15 protein-coding genes and 2 pseudogenes are annotated in these 17,241 nt (G+C 68.8%); 4 read left to right on the top strand and 13 right to left on the bottom strand.

Annotated elements, in window-relative coordinates; genetic code table 11:
- Positions 1-151: 151 nt before the first annotated feature.
- Positions 152-1,771, top strand: a complete 1,620-nt coding sequence (locus RJ1_RS10305) for a DUF7159 family protein (RefSeq protein WP_073359834.1) — start codon at positions 152-154, stop codon at positions 1,769-1,771.
- Here RJ1_RS10305 and tsaD read toward each other — a convergent pair.
- Genes tsaD through RJ1_RS10270 form a run of 7 tightly spaced genes read right to left on the bottom strand, consistent with a single transcriptional unit; the run spans position 1,764 to position 8,233 of the window.
- Complete coding sequence (gene tsaD / locus RJ1_RS10300) at positions 1,764-2,801, bottom strand: tRNA (adenosine(37)-N6)-threonylcarbamoyltransferase complex transferase subunit TsaD (protein ID WP_073359833.1); 1,038 nt, start codon at positions 2,799-2,801, stop codon at positions 1,764-1,766. The genes RJ1_RS10305 and tsaD overlap by 8 nt on opposite strands.
- On the bottom strand, positions 2,798-3,277 hold the full coding sequence (gene rimI / locus RJ1_RS10295; protein ID WP_073359832.1) for a ribosomal protein S18-alanine N-acetyltransferase: 480 nt from the start codon (positions 3,275-3,277) through the stop codon (positions 2,798-2,800). Before rimI ends, tsaD begins: the two co-directional genes overlap by 4 nt.
- Positions 3,274-3,933: a tRNA (adenosine(37)-N6)-threonylcarbamoyltransferase complex dimerization subunit type 1 TsaB gene (tsaB, locus tag RJ1_RS10290; RefSeq protein WP_073359831.1), complete on the bottom strand. Its 660-nt coding sequence runs from the start codon at positions 3,931-3,933 to the stop codon at positions 3,274-3,276. Before tsaB ends, rimI begins: the two co-directional genes overlap by 4 nt.
- A 49-nt stretch (positions 3,934-3,982) precedes the next feature.
- Positions 3,983-4,471 (bottom strand): tRNA (adenosine(37)-N6)-threonylcarbamoyltransferase complex ATPase subunit type 1 TsaE, encoded by a 489-nt coding sequence (gene tsaE / locus RJ1_RS10285; RefSeq protein WP_073359830.1) that lies wholly within the window; start codon positions 4,469-4,471, stop codon positions 3,983-3,985.
- The gene (locus RJ1_RS10280; protein WP_073359829.1) at positions 4,461-5,525 is read right to left on the bottom strand and encodes an alpha/beta fold hydrolase; all 1,065 of its coding nucleotides are present in this window, start codon (positions 5,523-5,525) and stop codon (positions 4,461-4,463) included. The genes tsaE and RJ1_RS10280 overlap by 11 nt, the downstream gene beginning before the upstream one ends.
- 3 nt (positions 5,526-5,528) lie before the next feature.
- Positions 5,529-6,734, bottom strand: a complete 1,206-nt coding sequence (gene alr, locus RJ1_RS10275; RefSeq protein ID WP_073359828.1) for an alanine racemase — start codon at positions 6,732-6,734, stop codon at positions 5,529-5,531.
- 17 nt (positions 6,735-6,751) lie between these two features.
- A complete protein-coding gene (locus tag RJ1_RS10270; RefSeq protein ID WP_073359827.1) occupies positions 6,752-8,233 on the bottom strand; it encodes an NAD(P)H-hydrate dehydratase in 1,482 nt (493 codons plus the stop codon).
- A 52-nt stretch (positions 8,234-8,285) separates the two neighbouring features.
- On the opposite strand from RJ1_RS10270, the gene RJ1_RS10265 reads away from it, so the two are divergent.
- On the top strand, positions 8,286-8,660 hold the full coding sequence (locus RJ1_RS10265; RefSeq protein WP_073359826.1) for a plastocyanin/azurin family copper-binding protein: 375 nt from the start codon (positions 8,286-8,288) through the stop codon (positions 8,658-8,660).
- 34 nt (positions 8,661-8,694) lie between these two features.
- Here the strand turns inward: RJ1_RS10265 and glmS are convergent, their stop codons facing one another.
- Positions 8,695-10,557, bottom strand: coding sequence for a glutamine--fructose-6-phosphate transaminase (isomerizing) (gene glmS / locus RJ1_RS10260; RefSeq protein ID WP_073359825.1), 1,863 nt, complete (start codon positions 10,555-10,557; stop codon positions 8,695-8,697).
- Between the two features lie 97 nt (positions 10,558-10,654).
- Between glmS and RJ1_RS10255 the strand changes: the two genes are divergently transcribed.
- A complete protein-coding gene (locus tag RJ1_RS10255) occupies positions 10,655-11,491 on the top strand; it encodes a dienelactone hydrolase family protein (RefSeq protein ID WP_073359824.1) in 837 nt (278 codons plus the stop codon).
- A 15-nt stretch (positions 11,492-11,506) separates the two neighbouring features.
- Here RJ1_RS10255 and RJ1_RS10250 read toward each other — a convergent pair.
- Positions 11,507-12,271, bottom strand: a pseudogene (locus tag RJ1_RS10250) (transposase); the annotation flags it as partial.
- 279 nt (positions 12,272-12,550) lie between these two features.
- Here RJ1_RS10250 and RJ1_RS47575 point away from each other — a divergent pair.
- Positions 12,551-12,831 (top strand): annotated as a pseudogene (locus tag RJ1_RS47575) (IS110 family RNA-guided transposase); the annotation flags it as partial.
- A 42-nt stretch (positions 12,832-12,873) separates the two neighbouring features.
- Here RJ1_RS47575 and tnpB read toward each other — a convergent pair.
- The 4 genes from tnpB to rplM form a co-directional block, all read right to left on the bottom strand.
- Entirely contained in the window at positions 12,874-14,274 is a 1,401-nt protein-coding gene (tnpB, locus tag RJ1_RS10240) for an IS607 family element RNA-guided endonuclease TnpB (protein WP_073359822.1), read from the bottom strand.
- A 411-nt stretch (positions 14,275-14,685) separates the two neighbouring features.
- A complete protein-coding gene (glmM, locus tag RJ1_RS10235) occupies positions 14,686-16,023 on the bottom strand; it encodes a phosphoglucosamine mutase (RefSeq protein ID WP_073359821.1) in 1,338 nt (445 codons plus the stop codon).
- 136 nt (positions 16,024-16,159) lie between these two features.
- The gene (gene rpsI / locus RJ1_RS10225; protein WP_005239729.1) at positions 16,160-16,696 is read right to left on the bottom strand and encodes a 30S ribosomal protein S9; all 537 of its coding nucleotides are present in this window, start codon (positions 16,694-16,696) and stop codon (positions 16,160-16,162) included.
- Positions 16,693-17,136, bottom strand: coding sequence for a 50S ribosomal protein L13 (rplM, locus tag RJ1_RS10220; protein ID WP_073359819.1), 444 nt, complete (start codon positions 17,134-17,136; stop codon positions 16,693-16,695). The genes rpsI and rplM overlap by 4 nt, the downstream gene beginning before the upstream one ends.
- Between the last annotated feature and the right edge of the window lie 105 nt (positions 17,137-17,241).

The following is a 17,241-nucleotide window of genomic DNA, read 5'->3' as shown; positions in this document are numbered from 1 at the left end:
CCGACGGCCGGAAGTCGGGAGCGAAATCCGTTTGTTTTCTGTAACGTTCAGATAACAGTCGCCGATTCAACGGGCAGGGATTCCCCGCTGAACAGGGCGTTCCGACAAAGACAGCAGGTCACGCGTTCGACAACGTGAGGGGGTGTGTGTGATGGGGATGTCCCTGGGGATGTCGACCGGTGCGGCAGGTGTCGGTTCCGCCCTCGTCAGCACCGCCGCCAATGGTGCGCAGAACGTCGAGTTCCGTTACCTGTCCGCCGATCAGGCCCACACCGACCTCGGTGACCTGGTCCGCTCGTCGATCTCGCTGATGACCACCCAGGTTCCTGCCGATCCCACCACTCCCGACGCGTTCGCCGTCGCGTACCGGACGGCGGAACAGGCTCATTCGATCCGCAGCGCCGTCAGCAGGCAGCGGCACCGCGTGCATCTCGTGCCCGAGACCGCCGCCACCCTCACCTACCTGCGGCACACCGGCGAGGTCGCACAGCACGCCACTGTCGCGATCGTCGACTTCGGTGAGTCCGGACTGTCCGTCGCCGTCGTCGATCAGGTGGACGGCACGGTCCTGCACGCCGACCGCACGAGCCACGTGAGCGGCACCGGAATCGATGACCTCGTGTTCCACCACGTCGTCGCTGGCCTCTCCACTCCGCATCCCCTGCGGCACCTGGACCGGGACCTGCTCTCGGCGCGGTGCCGCGTCGCGAAGGAGCAGTTGTCCTCGGAGCCGAACGCGCACGTCGACATCGACCTTCAGGGCATCCGTCCGATCCAGATCAGCCGCACCAGGTTCGAGGAGATCGCCGCACCGACGGTCCGGGTCGCGGTCGAGTTCATCCGCGCCACCGTCGCCGATTCCCCGCGCCCTCCCGACGCGCTGGCTTTGGTCGGTGGTGGCGCGAACATTCCGGCGATCGCGTCCGCCGTCGCCGACGCCTTCACCGCACGGGTCATCGCGGTACCCGAACCCGACACGGCCACCGCGAAGGGGGCGGCGTTGCTCGCCGTCTCCTCCGCAATCCGCGACTACCCGGCCACCGAATCGAACCGCCCCGGCTCGGCGGCCAAGGTGTCCGGGGCTCTCGTCGGCGCCCTGGTGGTCGGCGGTCTCGTTCTCGGCTACGGAGTGAAGGAACTCGCACCCGCCCCGGATCCCAATGTCTCCCCCGCGGGAACCGACATGTTCCAGACCACCGAGCAGGTCACGACCACGACGACGGACGCGCCTCCCGCCACGAGGATTCCGTCGTATGATCCCACACCGACACGGGACTCCTACCCGAATCAGGTGGCCCCGCCCACGTCCGAACCGCAGCCGGACCGCACACCGGCGCACGTGCCCGACTCGCCGAGCGAGACCACCACCCCGCCGACCACGACCCGGCAGCCGACGCCGACGGCTCCGGCGCGGCCGACTCTGCCTGGAACCAATCCGTCACAGCCTGTGTGGCCGCACATCGAGTGGCCCGCCATCCCGCCGCTGTGGCCCCAGGTTCCGGGAGAATCCACCCCGAACGAACCGAGCCCCGTGGCTCCGGCACCCGATGTTCCCGAAGTGGCGCCGCCGACCGAGACGCCCGCCGCACCGTCGGCACCGGCAGCGCCCTCGGCACCGGCAGCACCCTCGGCACCCGGAGGACTCTTCCCGATTCTCCCGGCGCCGGGCACGGTCGCTCCGACGCCGAACGGGACGCAACCGAGCGGCGCTCAGCCCGATGTGGCGCTGACTCCGCCGGCCACGGAGACCGTCACGATTCCGGTCAGCTGAACACCTGACTGGTCGAAACCGACAGGCCGGGGTCGCTGGCCACGGTCAGCAGCGAGGGCGCGGCGCCGCCTGCGATCAGGTGCGCGCCGAGCGAGGCGATCATGACTCCGTTGTCGGTACACAAGCGCGGCTTAGGTACCCGCAGCGTCAGACCGGCGTCGGCGCAGCGTTCCTCGGCGAGCGCGCGAATACGCGAGTTGGCCGTGGCACCACCACCGAGCACCAGGGTGTCGACGCCGACATCGCGGGCGGCGCGCACCGCTTTCATCGTCAGCACGTCGGCCACAGCCTCCTGGAAGCTCGCGGCGATGTCCGGCACCGAGTACGCCTCCCCGGCACGCTCCTTCGATTCCACATATCGCGCGACAGCCGTCTTCAGACCGGAGAACGAGAAGTCGTGCCGAGCGTCCCGAGGCCCGGTCATGCCGCGCGGGAAGGGAATCGCGATTCGGTCGCCGTCCTGCGCCGCGGCGTCGAGGGCAGGCCCACCGGGGAACCCGAGTCCGAGGAGGCGCGCGACCTTGTCGAACGCTTCGCCGGCCGCGTCGTCGACGGTCGTGCCGAGTTCGACGATGGGCTTCGCGAGATCCTCGACATGCAGGAGGTGGGTGTGCCCACCCGACACGAGCAATGCCACGCACGGCGGCATCGGTCCGTGTTCGAGGGTGTCGACCGCGACGTGCCCGCCGAGGTGATTCACCGCGTAGAACGGGACGTCCCATGCCGCCGCATACGCTTTCGCAGCCGCGACACCGACGAGCAGGGCACCGGCCAGGCCGGGTCCGATGGTGACGGCGAGCGCGTCCGGCTTGGCGATCCCGGCCGCTGCGAGGGCACGCCTCATCGTCGGGACGATCGCCTCGAGATGCGCGCGGGATGCGACCTCCGGCACCACACCGCCGTAGCGGGCGTGCTGGTCGACGCTGGAGGCGACTTCGTCTGCGAGCAGCTCGCACGTTCCGTCGCCGTTCCACCGGACGATGCCGACTCCGGTCTCGTCACAAGAGCTTTCGATCCCCATGACGATCATTGCACCGGCTCCTCACCCGATCCTGGGCGGCGCATCGTGAACGCGTCCGCACCGCTCGGTTGGTAGTACTTCTTACGGGTTCCCACGATCTCGAATCCTTCACGTCGGTATAGCGCGATCGCCGCGTCGTTGTCGGTCCGCACTTCGAGGAACACCGGGCCCCCCCGGGTGTCGGCGACGCGGAGAAGCTCGTCGAGGAGGGCGCCGCCGATGCCCCGGCGCTGGCACGCCGGGTCCGTTCCGATCGTGTGTATCTCGGATTCCGGATGCGCACCATCGCCCAGTAGGGCGATTCCGGCGTACCCGACCACGTGGCCGGCGTCGTCCCGCGCCACGGTGTAGTGCACGTGCGGGGCGGCGAGTTCCGCCCGGAACGCACCTGCGCTCCAGGGACCGTCGCCGGCGAAGAGAAGGGTCTCGAGCTCCGCGCACCGTTCGGCGTCCGCGGCTGACATCGGTTCGATGCGGAACGTCATTTCTTCCGGTCCGCCAACTCGACGGCGTCCGGGCGTCGCAGGTACAGCGGTACCAGCGCCTCCGGGGCGGTACCGCTGAACAGGGCGTCCGCGGCCACCGCGACCAACCCTGCGGGGGACGGTGTTTCCACGGGTTCGACGGGCAGATCGAAGAAGTCGACGTGCGACGGCGATCCCGCCACCACCTCGGAGGGCATGGGCTCGAGGTCGCGCGGCTTCATGACCGCCGGACCTTCCACCCGCACCCCCGCCGAATAGCGCGCCCAGTACACCTCCCGCCGTCGTGCATCGGTGACGACGAGCAGATTCCGGTCACCGTCGACCTGTGCGGCGATGGCGTCGAGGCTGCACACGCCGTGCGCCGGTATGCCGAGGGCGTCGGCGAATGCGGCGGCGGTGGCCATCCCCACACGCAGTCCGGTGAACGGGCCGGGCCCGGCTCCGACGACCACCGCATCGAGGTCCGCGGCGACGTGCCCCGACTCGGTGAGGCATTCGAGGATGTGCGGGGTGAGCACTTCTGCGTGGGCGCGCGGGTTGACCGTCACGCGCACCGCGAGGGTGTGTACCGCCCCCACAGATGCGGAATCGGCCGAAACCCGGACGACTCCGGCGGTCACGGCAGGCGTGGACGTGTCGATGGCGAGAACAAGCACGGTAACTGAGGGTACTCGCACGTCAGAACCGCTCCCGACACCCGACCCGTCAGGAAATCCACTCCCAGTGGGCCGTGCGGACGTCCGTCTCCGGTTCACGGCGCAGGCGCACCCGCAGGTGGCGATCGACCAGTTGCTCGACGATGCCCTCGCCCCATTCCACGACGACTACCGCTGCTGCCAGGTCGGTGTCGAGATCGAGCGCGTCCAGTTCGTCCAGGGCGTGCGGGCCACTGCCGCCCAGTCGGTATGCGTCCACGTGCACCATTCCGACCGGTGCACCACCGTCGGGCCGGGTGCCCGCCCGGTGCTCACGTGCGATCACGAATGTGGGCGACGTCACTCGGCCCTGCACGCCGAGTCCGGCTCCGATTCCCTTCGTCAGTGCGGTCTTCCCCGCACCGAGGGGTCCGTCGAGCACCACGAGGTCACCGGCGACGAGCCCCCGTGCGAGGTCCCGTCCGAACTGCTCGGTGTCCTCCGCCGTCGGCAGCACCACCGTCCCGCTCACGCCCAGCTCCTTCTCCTCAGCCGACATCGGACTGCTCCGGCGATGCGCCCGTGGCCAGGCCCCGCTGCAGCACCCGGTCGATCGCGTCGGAGACCACCGACGGGAATTCGAGTTGCACCAGGTGGCCTGCGCCGCGCACCCGTACCAGTTCGGATTCCGGGAGGTCCGCTGCGAGCTTCCGGGAACTGCCGAACGGGATGATCATGTCGCTGTCACCGCACACCACGACGGACGGAGTGTCCTCGAGCGCCGCGAGTGACGCCGACTCGTCGTGCAATTCGAGCGTGCGCAGGAAGTTCACGATGGTGACCACCGACGTCCGGTCCAGCATGGAGTCGGAGAACTTCTGCAGCCGCGGACTCACGTCCGTGCCGTAGGACGCCGTCCGCAGAATCGGGGTGATCAGGGCGCGGGCCGCGCCCCGCGCGAGCTGGACCACGTCGGGCGACGTCCGGACCGCGAACCGGAAACCGTCGATGACCGGGTTCTGCAGGTTCCTCGTCAAACCGGTCTCGCTGAGGCCCGCCGCGGCAGTGGCGATCAGGCCCACCCCCACCACGCGGGAGGCCACCAGCTCGGGTCGCTGCCCGGCGAAGGCGAGCACCGTCATCCCGCCCATCGAATGCCCCACCAGCACAACCGGTCCGGTGGGAGCCTTGGCCTCGACGATCGTCGCGAGATCGGCGCCCAGCTGCGCGATGGTGCAACTCGCCGTGGACGGCACACCCGAATCACCGTGCCCGCGTTGGTCGTAGAACACCATCCGCACGTCGTCGCCCCAGCGCTCGGCGAGTTGGCGGCGCTGGAAATGCCACGACGTCATGTCCAGGCAGTAGCCGTGCACGAACACCGCCGTCACCGGGGCGTCCCCGGGTCCGACCTCGCGGACGGTGAGCGCGACGCCGTCCTCGGTGACCACGACGCTGCGCCGATCCCGCGACATCAGGGTGAAGTCCTCGTCGCCGTAGATCTCACGCCCCGGCCGGGTCGCGCTGCGCAGCGCGTTGACTCCGGCCACCGAACCGAGCGCCAGCGCGCTCAGCAGCCCGCCGACGAGTCCCAACCGTTTCGACACACCCATGGTCTAGGTGCCCGCCGCGCCGACGTAGCTGCGCACCGTGCGTCCGCGTACTCCGGTCACCACCTCGTAATGGATGGTGTCGAGTTCGTCGGCCCAGGCCTGCGCGTTGGGCTCGCCGAGGTCGCCGTTGCCGAAGAACACCGCGGTGTCGCCTTCCCGGACTCCCCCGCCGTCCGGTCCGAGGTCCACGACCACCTGGTCCATGCAGACACGCCCGATACCCGGGCGGCGCTCCGAACCCAGCTGGACCTCGAATCGGCCGCTGAGCGAGCGCGGGAGCCCGTCCGCGTACCCGAACGGGAGCAGCGCGACCGTCGTGTCGTGGGGGGCCACCCACATGTGCCCGTAGGACACGCCTTCACCCGCCGCCACCTTTTTCACCAGAGCCACCCTCGATCGCAATGTCATCGCCGGGCGCAACCCGAACTCACCGAGTTCGGGAACAGGCGACAGACCATATATCGCGATTCCCGGCCGAACCATGTCAAAGCGCAGGTCGGGACGGGTCAGGGTGGCCGCCGAATTGGACAGGTGCACCACTTCGGGAACCAGTCCCTGACGCTTGGCATCAGCGACCGCGCCTTCGAGGCGTTCGCGCTGGGAATCGATCCACGCATGGTGCGGTTCGTCGGCGTGGGCGAGATGGGAGAAGATGCCGCGCAGCCGCACCGCGCCCTCGGCCTGTGCCCGAGCCAGATCGACGAGGACCTGCGCCAGTTCGTCGGGTGCCACCCCGTTGCGGTTCAGCCCCGTGTCGACCTTGATCGTGACGCTCGCCGTGGTTCCGACGCTCCGCGCGGCGGCGACCACCGCGGCGAGGTGGCGGGGCGAGGAGACACCGAGTTCCACACCGGCCGCGACCGCGGGGGCGAAATCGGCGTCGACGGTGTGCAGCCACGCAAGGACGGGGGCCTCGATACCCGCACGGCGCAGCGTCAGCGCCTCCGACACCGTCGTCACACCCAGTTCCGACGCACCCGCTGCCAGCGCCGCCCGAGCGACGGGCACCGCACCGTGGTTGTAGCCGTCCGCCTTCACGACGGCCATCAGTGCCGCGTCCCGGGCGCTCTCACGGAGGATGCGGACGTTGTGCGCGATCGCGTCCAGATCCACCACGGCCTCCGCCTGAGGTGCCGGCGTCGCCCTGCCGGGCGCTGCGTGTTCGCTGTGGCCGTCCTCGTCCGCCGGTACTGCTTCAGCAAGCGTCATATGTTCGATCCTGCCATTCACGATGTAGCCGGCGTTTCCTCGGGTAACACCCCCGCACGCAGGACCCTGATCGACTCCCTCAGATGCGCGAGCAGGGTTCCGGCGGAGATCGGTGCTGTTCCACGCCCCGCGGAGAGGTCCGCGCCCCCGCCTCGAGCCGCCAGATTCGCGGCCAGCGAGTGAGCTCGGGCACCCACCGCGGCCGCGCGGTCCGGGGCGATGCCGGCGGCCATGAGCGAGCCGATGATCCCTGCGAGCACGTCACCCGCGCCCGCCGTGGCGGACCACGAACCGCCCGCCTCGTTGACGAAGACACGCCCACCGGGGTCCGCGATCACCGTTGCCCGCCCCTTGAGCAGCACGTGGACATTCCAGTCGGCAGCGAGAGCCCGGACCGACGCGACCCGGTCCGGACCCGGGTCCTGTCCCGTCAGCCGGGCGAACTCGCCCGCGTGCGGTGTCAGGAGCGTCGCCGCGGTCCGGGTCCGCACCAGATCGGGGTCCTCGGCGAGGAGGGTGAGACCGTCCGCATCGACCAGCACCGGAACATCGGAACCGAGGACCGTCCGGAGCGTGTGCCGGCCGGCGTCGCCGGTTCCCATGCCCGGCCCTACCACCCATGACTGGACTCGTCCGGCCTTCGCGAGGTCGGGGGTCGCGATCACCTCCGGGGAGCGTGCCAGCACCTCGGCGGTGCACGGTCCGGCGTAGCGCACCAGCCCCGACGTGGCCGTGACCGCCGCGCCGGTGCACAGGACGCCCGCTCCGGGGTACCCGTCGCTGCCGGCCACCACCCCGACGACTCCTTGCGAGTACTTGTCGTCGTCGGCTCCCGGCACCGGCCACACGGCACCCACGTCGGCGGCGTCGAGTGCGGTGATCCCGGCGTCTCCGAGCGACAACCCGATGCGCACCAACTCGACACGGCCGCACTGCGCCGCCCCGAGCGCATGGACCGGTTTGAGAGCCCCGAACGCCACGGTGACGGCGGCCCGCACGGCCGGTCCGTCGACCGCCCCAGTGGCCGGGTCCACACCGCTCGGCAGGTCCGCCGACACGATCGGCGCGTCGATCCGGTCGACGAGGGCCGCGGCATCGGGACGCAGCGGTCCTCGACCGGAGATTCCGACGATCCCGTCGATGACGAGGTCGGGCAGGCCCGGATCGTCCGACGGGGTGGCCAGCCGCCCGCCGGCCCCGGTGAACGCCGCCAGCCCCGCCTCGTGTGTCCTCTCCGGTTTCAGCAACACCGCGGTGGCCGCGACACCGCGCCTGCGCAGCATCGCCGCGGCCCACAGCGCGTCGCCGCCGTTGTCCCCGGACCCCACCAGCACCGTGATCGTGCGTCCGGCGACGCCCCCGGTCCGCGCCTTCAGTTCCGCCGCCACCACCGTGGCCAGTCCGTGTGCGGCACGTCGCATCAGTGCCCCGTCGGGAAGGGACGCCAGCAACGGCGCCTCGGCGGCTCGAACCTCGTCAGCGGTGTAGTAGCCCCGCATGGGAACTCCTCGTCGAGAAGGGTCGGTACCGGGTCAGACTACGCTCGACATCATGCGTGGACGTGGAAGGTCGTGGATCGCCGGAGTGGCTCTCGCCGCATGTATTTCGATGACGGGCGTCGTCTCCGGCTGCAGTTCACCGGACGCCGAGGTGCCCGAGGCGCCGGCCGGTCCCGTCGTGCAGGTCGCCAACATGGCGTACGCGCCCGCGTCGCTCACCGTGAAGGCCGGCGACACCGTCACCTGGAACTTCGACGACCGCGGAGTCACCCACGACGTGGTCGGTGTCGGCGCCGCGAAGAGCGTGCTGCGGAGCCGGCTGATGCAGACCGGCACCTTCACGTATACGTTCACCGAACCGGGCACCTACGACTACACGTGTTCGCTGCACCCGGAGATGACGGGCACCGTCATCGTGACCCCGTAGGGGCGCGGCCCGCGCCGCGCCCCACGACAGGGTGCTATTCGACGGTGACGGACTTCGCGAGGTTGCGCGGCTTGTCGACGTCGTAGCCGCGCGTCTGCGCAACCTCCGCCGCAAAGACCTGCAGCGGCACCGTCGACAGCAACGGCTGCAGCAGCGTCGGCGCCGCCGGGATCTCGATCAGGTGGTCGGCGAACGGGCGCACGGCCTCGTCCCCCTCCTCCGCGATCACGACGGTCCGCGCACCGCGGGCCTGGATCTCCCGGATGTTGCTGAGCAGCTTCGAATGCAGCACCGCGCGCCCCTTCGGCGACGGCATCACGATGATGACCGGCAGCCCGTCCTCGATCAACGCGATCGGACCGTGCTTGAGCTCACCCGCCGCGAAGCCCTCGGCGTGCATGTACGCGAGTTCCTTGAGCTTGAGCGCACCCTCGAGCGCGACGGGGTAGCCCACGTGCCGACCGAGGAACAGCACCGTCGACGACGACGCCAGCTCCCGCGCCAATGCCCGCACCGGCTCGACCGTCTCGAGAACCCGGCTCACCAGATCGGGCATCGCCTCGAGATCGGCGTACTCGCGTGCCACCTCGTCCGGGTACTTGGTGCCGCGCGCCTGCGCGAGGGCCAGGCCGACCAGGTAGTTCGCGGTGACCTGCGCGAGGAACGCCTTGGTCGACGCGACACCGATCTCCGGACCGGCCCTCGTGTAGAGGACGGCGTCGGCTTCGCGCGGAATCTGGGCACCGTTCGTGTTGCACACCGCCAGCACCCGCGCCTTCTGGTCCTTGGCGTGGCGTACGGCCTCGAGGGTGTCTGCCGTCTCACCGGACTGCGAAATGGCCACGACCAGCGTCGACCGGTCAAGGACCGGATCGCGGTAGCGGAACTCGCTGGCGAGTTCGACCTCGACGGGCAGCCGGGTCCAGTGCTCGATGGCGTACTTGGCGAGCAGGCCCGAGTGGTACGCGCTGCCGCAGGCGACGACGAAGACCTTGTCGACGTCGCGCAGTTCCTGATCGGACAGTCGCTGCTCGTCGAGAACGATCTTCCCGTCCGCGAAGTGACCGAGCAGCGTGTCCGCGACCGCGGCCGGCTGCTCTTCGATCTCCTTGAGCATGAAGTAGTCGTGGCCGCCCTTCTCGGCGGCCGCGAGATCCCAGTCGATGCGGAACGGGCGGCCCTGCGCCTCGGATCCGTCGAAGTTCAGGATCGAATACCCGTCCGCGGTGATCACGACCACCTGGTCCTGACCGAGCTCGACCGCGTCACGGGTGTGCTCGATGAACGCGGCGACGTCGGAACCGAGGAACGTCTCGCCCTCGCCGACACCGATGACGAGGGGCGTCGAGCGACGCGCCGCGACGATGGTGTCCGGGTGATCGGAGTGGGTGAAGACGAGGGTGAACGCGCCCTCGAGCCTGCGCAGCACGCTCAGCGCGCTCGCGACGAAGTCTCCCGCGGTGTCGCCCGACGCGTAGGCACGGGCGACGAGGTGCACCGCCACCTCGGTGTCCGTGTCGCTCGCGAAGTCGATGCCGTCGTGCTCGAGTTCGGCCCGCAGCGGGGCGAAGTTCTCGATGATGCCGTTGTGGACGACGGCAACGGTGCCTCCCGCATCACGGTGCGGGTGCGCGTTGCGGTCGGTCGGCCGGCCGTGCGTGGCCCACCGCGTGTGCCCGATCCCGGTGCTCCCGGTGAAGTGCTCGGCCCCGACCTCGTCCAGTTCGGCCTCGAGATTCGCGAGCCGACCCGCCTTCCGCTCCACCGCCATGCCGCCGTGCCCGTCGAGCACGGCGATCCCGGCAGAGTCGTAGCCGCGGTATTCCATCCGCCGCAAAGCCTCCACCACAACAGTCAGAGCCTGCCGGTGGCCGACGTATCCCACGATTCCGCACATGGTTCATCAGGGTACTTGGACCGGGCGACGCCGCGAAGTCGGAGTGTGGGCCGCATCGGCTCTCTCGCGTGCCCTCCAATCGGATAACGTTCTCCCCGTGGCGCCGAAACCGAAGACCCTGGCCCGTGCACTGTCCAAGCGGGGACCGCACCGCGTGCTGCGGGGTGACCTCGCCCTCGCCGGACAACCGGGCGTCGTATACACGCCCGAATCAGGCTTCAACCTGCCCGCTGTCGCGTTCGCGCACAGCTGGATGGCAGGTGCCGACCACTACCGGAAGACTCTCGAGCATCTCGCGTCGTGGGGAATCGTCGTGGCCGCGCCAAACAGCGAGCGCGGTCCCGTGCCCTCTCACCTGGGACTCGCCACCGATTTGCGTGCGACGCTCGACATCTGTGTCGGTGTGCGTCTCGGTCCCGGCCAGATCAGCGTGCAGCCCGACCGCGTGGCATTCGCAGGCCACGGGATGGGCGCGGGAGTGGCCGTGCTCGCGGCCGCGCAGCGGGACGTGTCGGCTGTCGCCGCCCTGTTCCCGGCGCCAACGGCACCGAAGGCCGAAAAGTATGCGTCGAAGATCACAGCGCCGGGACTGATCGTCGCGGGCGCTGACATCGACACCATGAACAGTAACGCCAAAGCGCTGGCCGAGACTTGGGGCGGAGAACACGTCCTGCGTGCCGTCAACGGTGCCTCCGAGTCCGGGCTGACCGAAGGACGCAGGCTCCTGGGCGCACTCGGCATCGGCGGTTCCGAGCGGAAGACGCAGCAGATTACGCGCGCGCTGCTCACCGGCTTCCTGCTTTATCACCTGACCGACGACAAGAAGTACGAAGTGTTCGCGCAGGCCGATGCCGAACTCCCCCACACCACGCTCGTCGATCCGCACGAGGAACACACCCACGCCGGCTCCGAAGGCCTGCTGCCGCACATCTGAGGGCTCAGGTCACACCCGGCAATCGATGACCAGGGTCGGCAGATGCCAATCGGTGACAGGCCGGCCGTGCAGGTACGCGGGGACGGTGGCGGTCAGCCAGACCCGCTGCCACTGCGCCCGCCCCGCCGGAGCCGGGCTGGTCGGCAACTTCACCGTCGACACCAGTTCACCGCCCGTCGAGATGATCTGCGCGAGCTGCCGATCGGCGGCCGAGAGCCGGGCCATCGCGCTCGTCTGCGCGGACCCTCCACCTCGGTAATCTCCAACCGGGTCGACTGCGCCCCGCCTGTGCGGCGAGAGTGTGCGACGAGCTGGCGCCGCACTCCCCGAGCGAAGCCCGCCGACACGTCCTCCGCCGACACGGTCGGCGGCGCCAAGGCTCCCGCGGCCGGGTCGAATCGGGCCGACAGCGCCGCGATCGCGGTGTCCCGATGGGCAGCGACCGCAGGGTCGCCGCCACCTTCGCCGTCACCACCCGCGACGGCACATAGACCCCGCCCGGATAGACCGGGCCCCAGCCCAGGCGAGCTGCGGCGACGTGACCCTGTGCGGGCAGCCTGCGATCGTGGCGGTCATGACCGGCGGGCATATCGAACGTCGCCGGATGCCACAGCCGTGACACCAACTCGGCACTGGCCGCAGTGATCAGGTCCAGCAGCCACCCCACCCGGGTGTCGATGTCGTCGAGTCCGATCGGCTCGCCGATCGCGTCGTCGATGGCCATTATGGGCGGGTGGTGAACGCGAACTGCCGCGGCGCAGTCGATCCCGGCCCGGTCATGCCGGACCCAATTCACGATCGGCGAACACCTTCGCGTTCCGATAAGACCCGCGATCTCCCGAGATGCTCACCGGTTAAACCGTTTCCAGCCGTGTGGCGGCGTCGCCCCGAAGCCGGCGTTGATTCTGTGTCGACCGCAGCGCAGAGAACCGGCCGGGCAACGATGCCAACAACGCCATGACGTCGTGACGTCATGACGTCATGACGTCATGATCAACCCTCCCACCAGCGATGCCTCGCCCGCCTCTCGCAGGACCCCGACGCGGACTGACAGGAGCAATGACGATGGCGTTGACGTTGGGGACGTGGCCGTCCGGGCGGAGCATCAGGCGACGCTGGCCCGTGATGGTGCCACGGTATGGCGTGGCCGGAAGTTCTGGACACGGCCGGCCGATCTGGAACGGTTGTGGGCGGACTTGGACCTGCCCGATCCGGCTGAGCTGACCGTGGTGGTCGAGCCGACCCGGAACGCGTGGATCGTCCTGGCAGAGTGGTTCCATCGCCACGGTGCACGCGTGGTGATGGTCCCGACCACCCAGTCGGCCGACCTGTGTAACTACACACACCAACCACATCATCACAAGTGCATCGCTCATTGCCGTTCAGGAAACGTGTAAGAACGTGTACTGAGTCGACCCCTCGCGGTGTCGACGTTGACCCGCACCTGTGGGTGCGGGTCTTCCCGTGGCCGTACCCGTTGCCCGCACGGTGCGGGACTGACATGGGTTTCCAGCGGGCTCGTTTTCCGTCGCCCCGCAACTCGGGGAGGACGCCTCAACCAGGGCCGCAAGGTTGCGGGCCGCGTTGAGGTCACGATCAATGCTCATCCCGCAGGATTCGCAGACAAAAATGCGTTCGGACAGGCGCAGCTTGGCTTTCACCACACCACATCCCGAACACGTCTTGGAACTGGGATACCACCGGTCCGCCACGTGCACCCGCTGCCCGGACCAGCCGGCCTTGTACTCGACCTGACGACGGAACTCACCCATCCCGACACCGGCGATGTGCCGGGCCAATCTTCGGTTGTGGACCATCCCGGCCACGTTCAGGTCCTCGACCACCACCACGGTGTGCGAGCGGACCAACCGGGTCGAGAGCTTGTGCAACCCGTCACGGCGGGCGTTCGCCACATAGCTGTGCAGACGCGCGATCCGCGCATGAGTCTGTCGCCACCGCTTCGACGGCTGCCGCCCGGTACCACGATCAGGGCCTTGCCGTCGCGCCGCCTGACGCCCGAGCCGTCGCAACTCTTTCAGGGCGTGTTCGAGGTGTTTCGGGTTCCGCACCACCTCACCGGTGGACAGGACCGCAAGGGACTTGACCCCCAGGTCCACCCCCACCACCGATTCCGGCAGCGTCGGCGCTAGACCACATCGTTCGACCTCCACGGAGAAGGACACGAACCAACGACCGGACCCGAACGACACCGTCGCCGACCGGATCCGCGCCGTCCCGGCCGCGACGCGGCGGGCGAGCTTGCGGGTGGACTCGTGGGTCCGCACAATCCCGATCCGCGGGAGTTTCACGTGCCGACGATCGGTATCGACAAGCCCGAATGCCCCGGTAGTGAACCGGCACGACAACCCCGCACGTTTGCCCTTACACCTCGGGAAACGGACCCTCGGACCCTTCCGCTTCCCCGACCGGGAGGACGACCAGTTCGCCAGCGCCGTCGCCAGGTTCGCCAGCGCCGTCGCCAGGTTCGCCAGCCCCGAGGAGTAGGCCTCCTTCGAGTTCTCCCCCCACCACGGCGCCGCCTCACCCTTGACCTGGTTCCAGTCCTTGCGGAGGCTGTAGGCAGACCACGACATCGACGGTGTGAGTTGCTCACCGGTCACGCCGTAGGAGCGTTCCGCCTCGCGTTGATCCAGGTTCGCCCTGACCCGCGCCAGACCCCAATTGAACGCGAACCGCTGACCACCACAATGCGACCGCAACGCCGTCTCCTGCGCGCAGGTCGGGTCAAGCGCGAACCGGTACGCCTGCAGCACCGTACTCACCCACCACCCCCTCATCGAATATACGTTCGATGTTACGGGGACGGTACGACAGGTTCCCCGAGCCTCGCAATGTCCAAGATCGCAACGATGCCTGCACCCCGGTCGCGGATAGGTCGATGGCGAGGTGCCCGACACCGACACCAGGTCAACCGGCCCCGATGCCCGACCACGACGGCCCAGGGCTGCGGATCACACGACAGTATCCGCCTCGAACCACTTCACCGCAAGTCCGGCCGGAAATCGGCTACCCACCCGCCCACTCCTTCAACATTCACCGGAACAGTCCTACACAGAAAGACATACTTCTACCTACACGCGAACTGCTTCCAACCCCACCCTCTTCGCGACCTACTGCGTTAGACGCGCCAGCGCACCGATCGGTTCCTCCGCCGATCGGTGCGCTGTGTCCGCTCACACGGACGCGACGGTGCCCGCCAATTCGTCGGCGAGCTTCCTGGCCACCTCGATGTCCGAAGCCTCGACCATCACGCGCACGAGTTGTTCGGTGCCCGACGGCCGCAGCAGTACCCGGCCATTGTCGCCCAGGCTGCGCTCGGCGGCCACGACCGCATCCAGCACGACCGGGGACGCGGCGACGGCGCGCTTGTCGGCGACCTTCACGTTGACCAGAACCTGCGGGAGGGTCGTCATCGCCGACGCCAACTCCGCGATCGGCTGTCCGGTCTCCGCCATCCGTCCCATCAGCCGCAGTCCCGTCAGCACTCCGTCGCCGGTGGTGCCGAATGCGGGGAACACGACGTGACCGGACTGCTCGCCGCCCAGGCTGAAGCCGCCGGAGCGGAGCCCTTCGAGGACGTAGCGATCACCGACAGCGGTGGTGACCAGCGAGATCCCGGCCTCTCGCATCGCGATGTGCAAACCGAGATTGCTCATGACGGTCGCGACGAGGGTGTTGTCGACCAGTTCGCCTGCATCGCGCATGCCGAGTGCGAGCACGGTCATGATGGCGTCGCCGTCGATGAGGGAACCGCCGGCATCGACAGCGAGGCATCGATCCGCATCCCCATCGTGCGCGAGCCCCAGATCGGCGTCGTGCTCGACGACCGCCTTCTGCAGGCTCTCGAGGTGCGTCGACCCGCAGTTGTCGTTGATGTTGAGTCCGTCGGGTTCGGCGTTGATCGCGACGACGGTGGCGCCGGCGGCCCGGTAGGCGGCGGGAGCGACCCCCGAGGCCGCGCCGTGCGCACAGTCCACCACCACGGTCAGCCCCTCGAGGCTGTTCGGGAGTGCGGTGGCCAGGTGCTTCAGGTACCGTTCCGCGGCATCCGGCACGGTGCGGACACGTCCGATACCCGCCCCGGTCGGCGCCCGCCGCGTCGTGGTTCCGGCGGCGACGGCCTCGATCCGGTCTTCCACCTCGTCGTCGAGTTTGTGTCCGCCGGCCGCGAAGATCTTGATGCCGTTGTCGGGCATCGGATTGTGCGAGGCGGAGATCATGACACCGAGAGCTGCGTCCAGTTCCGCGGTCAGGAATGCCACGGCGGGTGTCGGCAGAACCCCGACGTTCAGAACGTCGACGCCTGCAGACGTCAGACCCGCGACGACCGCCGCCTCGAGCATTTCGCCGCTGGCTCTCGGATCACGGCCGACCACAGCCGTCTTGCGTCCCGAGCCCGGCGACGACGCCAGCACCGTCGCGGCGGCGGAGGCCACCTGCAATGCCAGCCCGGCGGTCAGCTCGGTATTCGCCAGACCACGAACCCCATCCGTCCCGAACAATCGACCCATAGACCAGACCCCTCGCATCTAGAAATCCACTACATCTCGGATAAAGCACGAGAGCAGGCGTCCGGTAACGATGGACGCCTGCTCTCGGGAAGAACAGGTGCCGAAGCCGACCCCGTGGGGCGGCTTCGGCGACACATCAGCGCTTCGAGTACTGAGATGCCTTGCGGGCCTTCTTCAGGCCGTACTTCTTGCGCTCGACGGCGCGGGCGTCACGCGTGAGGAAGCCGGCGCTCTTGAGAGCCGGACGGTCCTCGGGGGTGACCTCGATGAGTGCGCGGGCGATGGCGAGACGCAGTGCGCCGGCCTGTCCGGACGGTCCGCCACCGTGCAGCAGTGCCACGATGTCGAAGGACTCTGCACGCTCGACGGTGACCAGCGGAGCCTTGATCAGCTGCTGGTGCACCTTGTTCGGGAAGTAGTCTTCGATGGTGCGGCCGTTGAGCTTGAAGTCGCCCGAACCGGGGGTCAGACGGACGCGGACAACCGCTTCCTTACGACGACCGACGGTCTGGATGGGGCGATCGATCACGATCGGGGCCTGCGGCGCAGCAGCGGCCTCGATGTCCTCCGCGACCTCGGGCTCTTCGACGGACACGTACTCGTCCGCCGCGACCTCGACAGCCTCGGTGATCTCTTCGGGGTTGGACACGTTCTGCTCCTCCGGCGCCGTCACTGGGCCACCTGCTTGATCTCGAATGGCACCGGCTGCTGCGCGGCGTGGGGGTGGTTCGGGCCCGCGTAGACCTTCAGCTTGCTGCTGATGGCGCGGCCCAGCTTGTTCTTGGGGAGCATTCCGACGACGGCCTTCTCCACGAGGCGGTCGGGGTTCTTGTCGAGAACCTCACCGACGGAGCGCGACTTGAGACCACCGGGGTGTCCGGAGTGGTGGTACAGGAACTTGCCCTCACGCTTGTTGCCGCTGATGGCAACCTTCTCGGCGTTGATGATGACGACGAAGTCGCCGCCGTCAACGTGCGGTGCAAAGGTGGGCTTGTGCTTGCCGCGCAGCAAGTTGGCTGCCTGGACGGCAAGGCGGCCGAGCACCACGTCAGTGGCGTCGATGACGTGCCACGTGCGGGTCACATCTCCGGCCTTCGGGGTGTACGTAGACACAGAACTTCCTCGTCTTGTTCAATCCGCTGCTGGCCATTGCGTATCGTCGAGCGATTCCCGGCGGCCAGTTGAGACCCGGGAACCGCCAGCCACTGCGACACGAGG

The sequence above is a fragment of the Rhodococcus jostii NBRC 16295 genome, assembly GCF_001894825.1.
GTDB lineage: Bacteria > Actinomycetota > Actinomycetes > Mycobacteriales > Mycobacteriaceae > Rhodococcus_F > Rhodococcus_F jostii.
This window is presented reverse-complemented; position numbering and strand designations above follow the sequence as displayed.

Excerpts from the sequence above, each read along its gene's own strand:
- RJ1_RS10305 (WP_073359834.1), top strand. The coding sequence starts at position 152 with ATGGGGATGTCCCTGGGGATGTCGACCGGTGCGGCAGGTGTCGGTTCC.
- tsaD (WP_073359833.1), bottom strand. The coding sequence starts at position 2,801 with ATGATCGTCATGGGGATCGAAAGCTCTTGTGACGAGACCGGAGTCGGC.
- rimI (WP_073359832.1), bottom strand. The coding sequence starts at position 3,277 with ATGACGTTCCGCATCGAACCGATGTCAGCCGCGGACGCCGAACGGTGC.
- tsaE (WP_073359830.1), bottom strand. The coding sequence starts at position 4,471 with ATGTCGGCTGAGGAGAAGGAGCTGGGCGTGAGCGGGACGGTGGTGCTG.
- RJ1_RS10280 (WP_073359829.1), bottom strand. The coding sequence starts at position 5,525 with ATGGGTGTGTCGAAACGGTTGGGACTCGTCGGCGGGCTGCTGAGCGCG.
- alr (WP_073359828.1), bottom strand. The coding sequence starts at position 6,734 with ATGACGCTTGCTGAAGCAGTACCGGCGGACGAGGACGGCCACAGCGAA.
- RJ1_RS10270 (WP_073359827.1), bottom strand. The coding sequence starts at position 8,233 with ATGCGGGGCTACTACACCGCTGACGAGGTTCGAGCCGCCGAGGCGCCG.
- RJ1_RS10265 (WP_073359826.1), top strand. The coding sequence starts at position 8,286 with ATGCGTGGACGTGGAAGGTCGTGGATCGCCGGAGTGGCTCTCGCCGCA.
- glmS (WP_073359825.1), bottom strand. The coding sequence starts at position 10,557 with ATGTGCGGAATCGTGGGATACGTCGGCCACCGGCAGGCTCTGACTGTT.
- glmM (WP_073359821.1), bottom strand. The coding sequence starts at position 16,023 with ATGGGTCGATTGTTCGGGACGGATGGGGTTCGTGGTCTGGCGAATACC.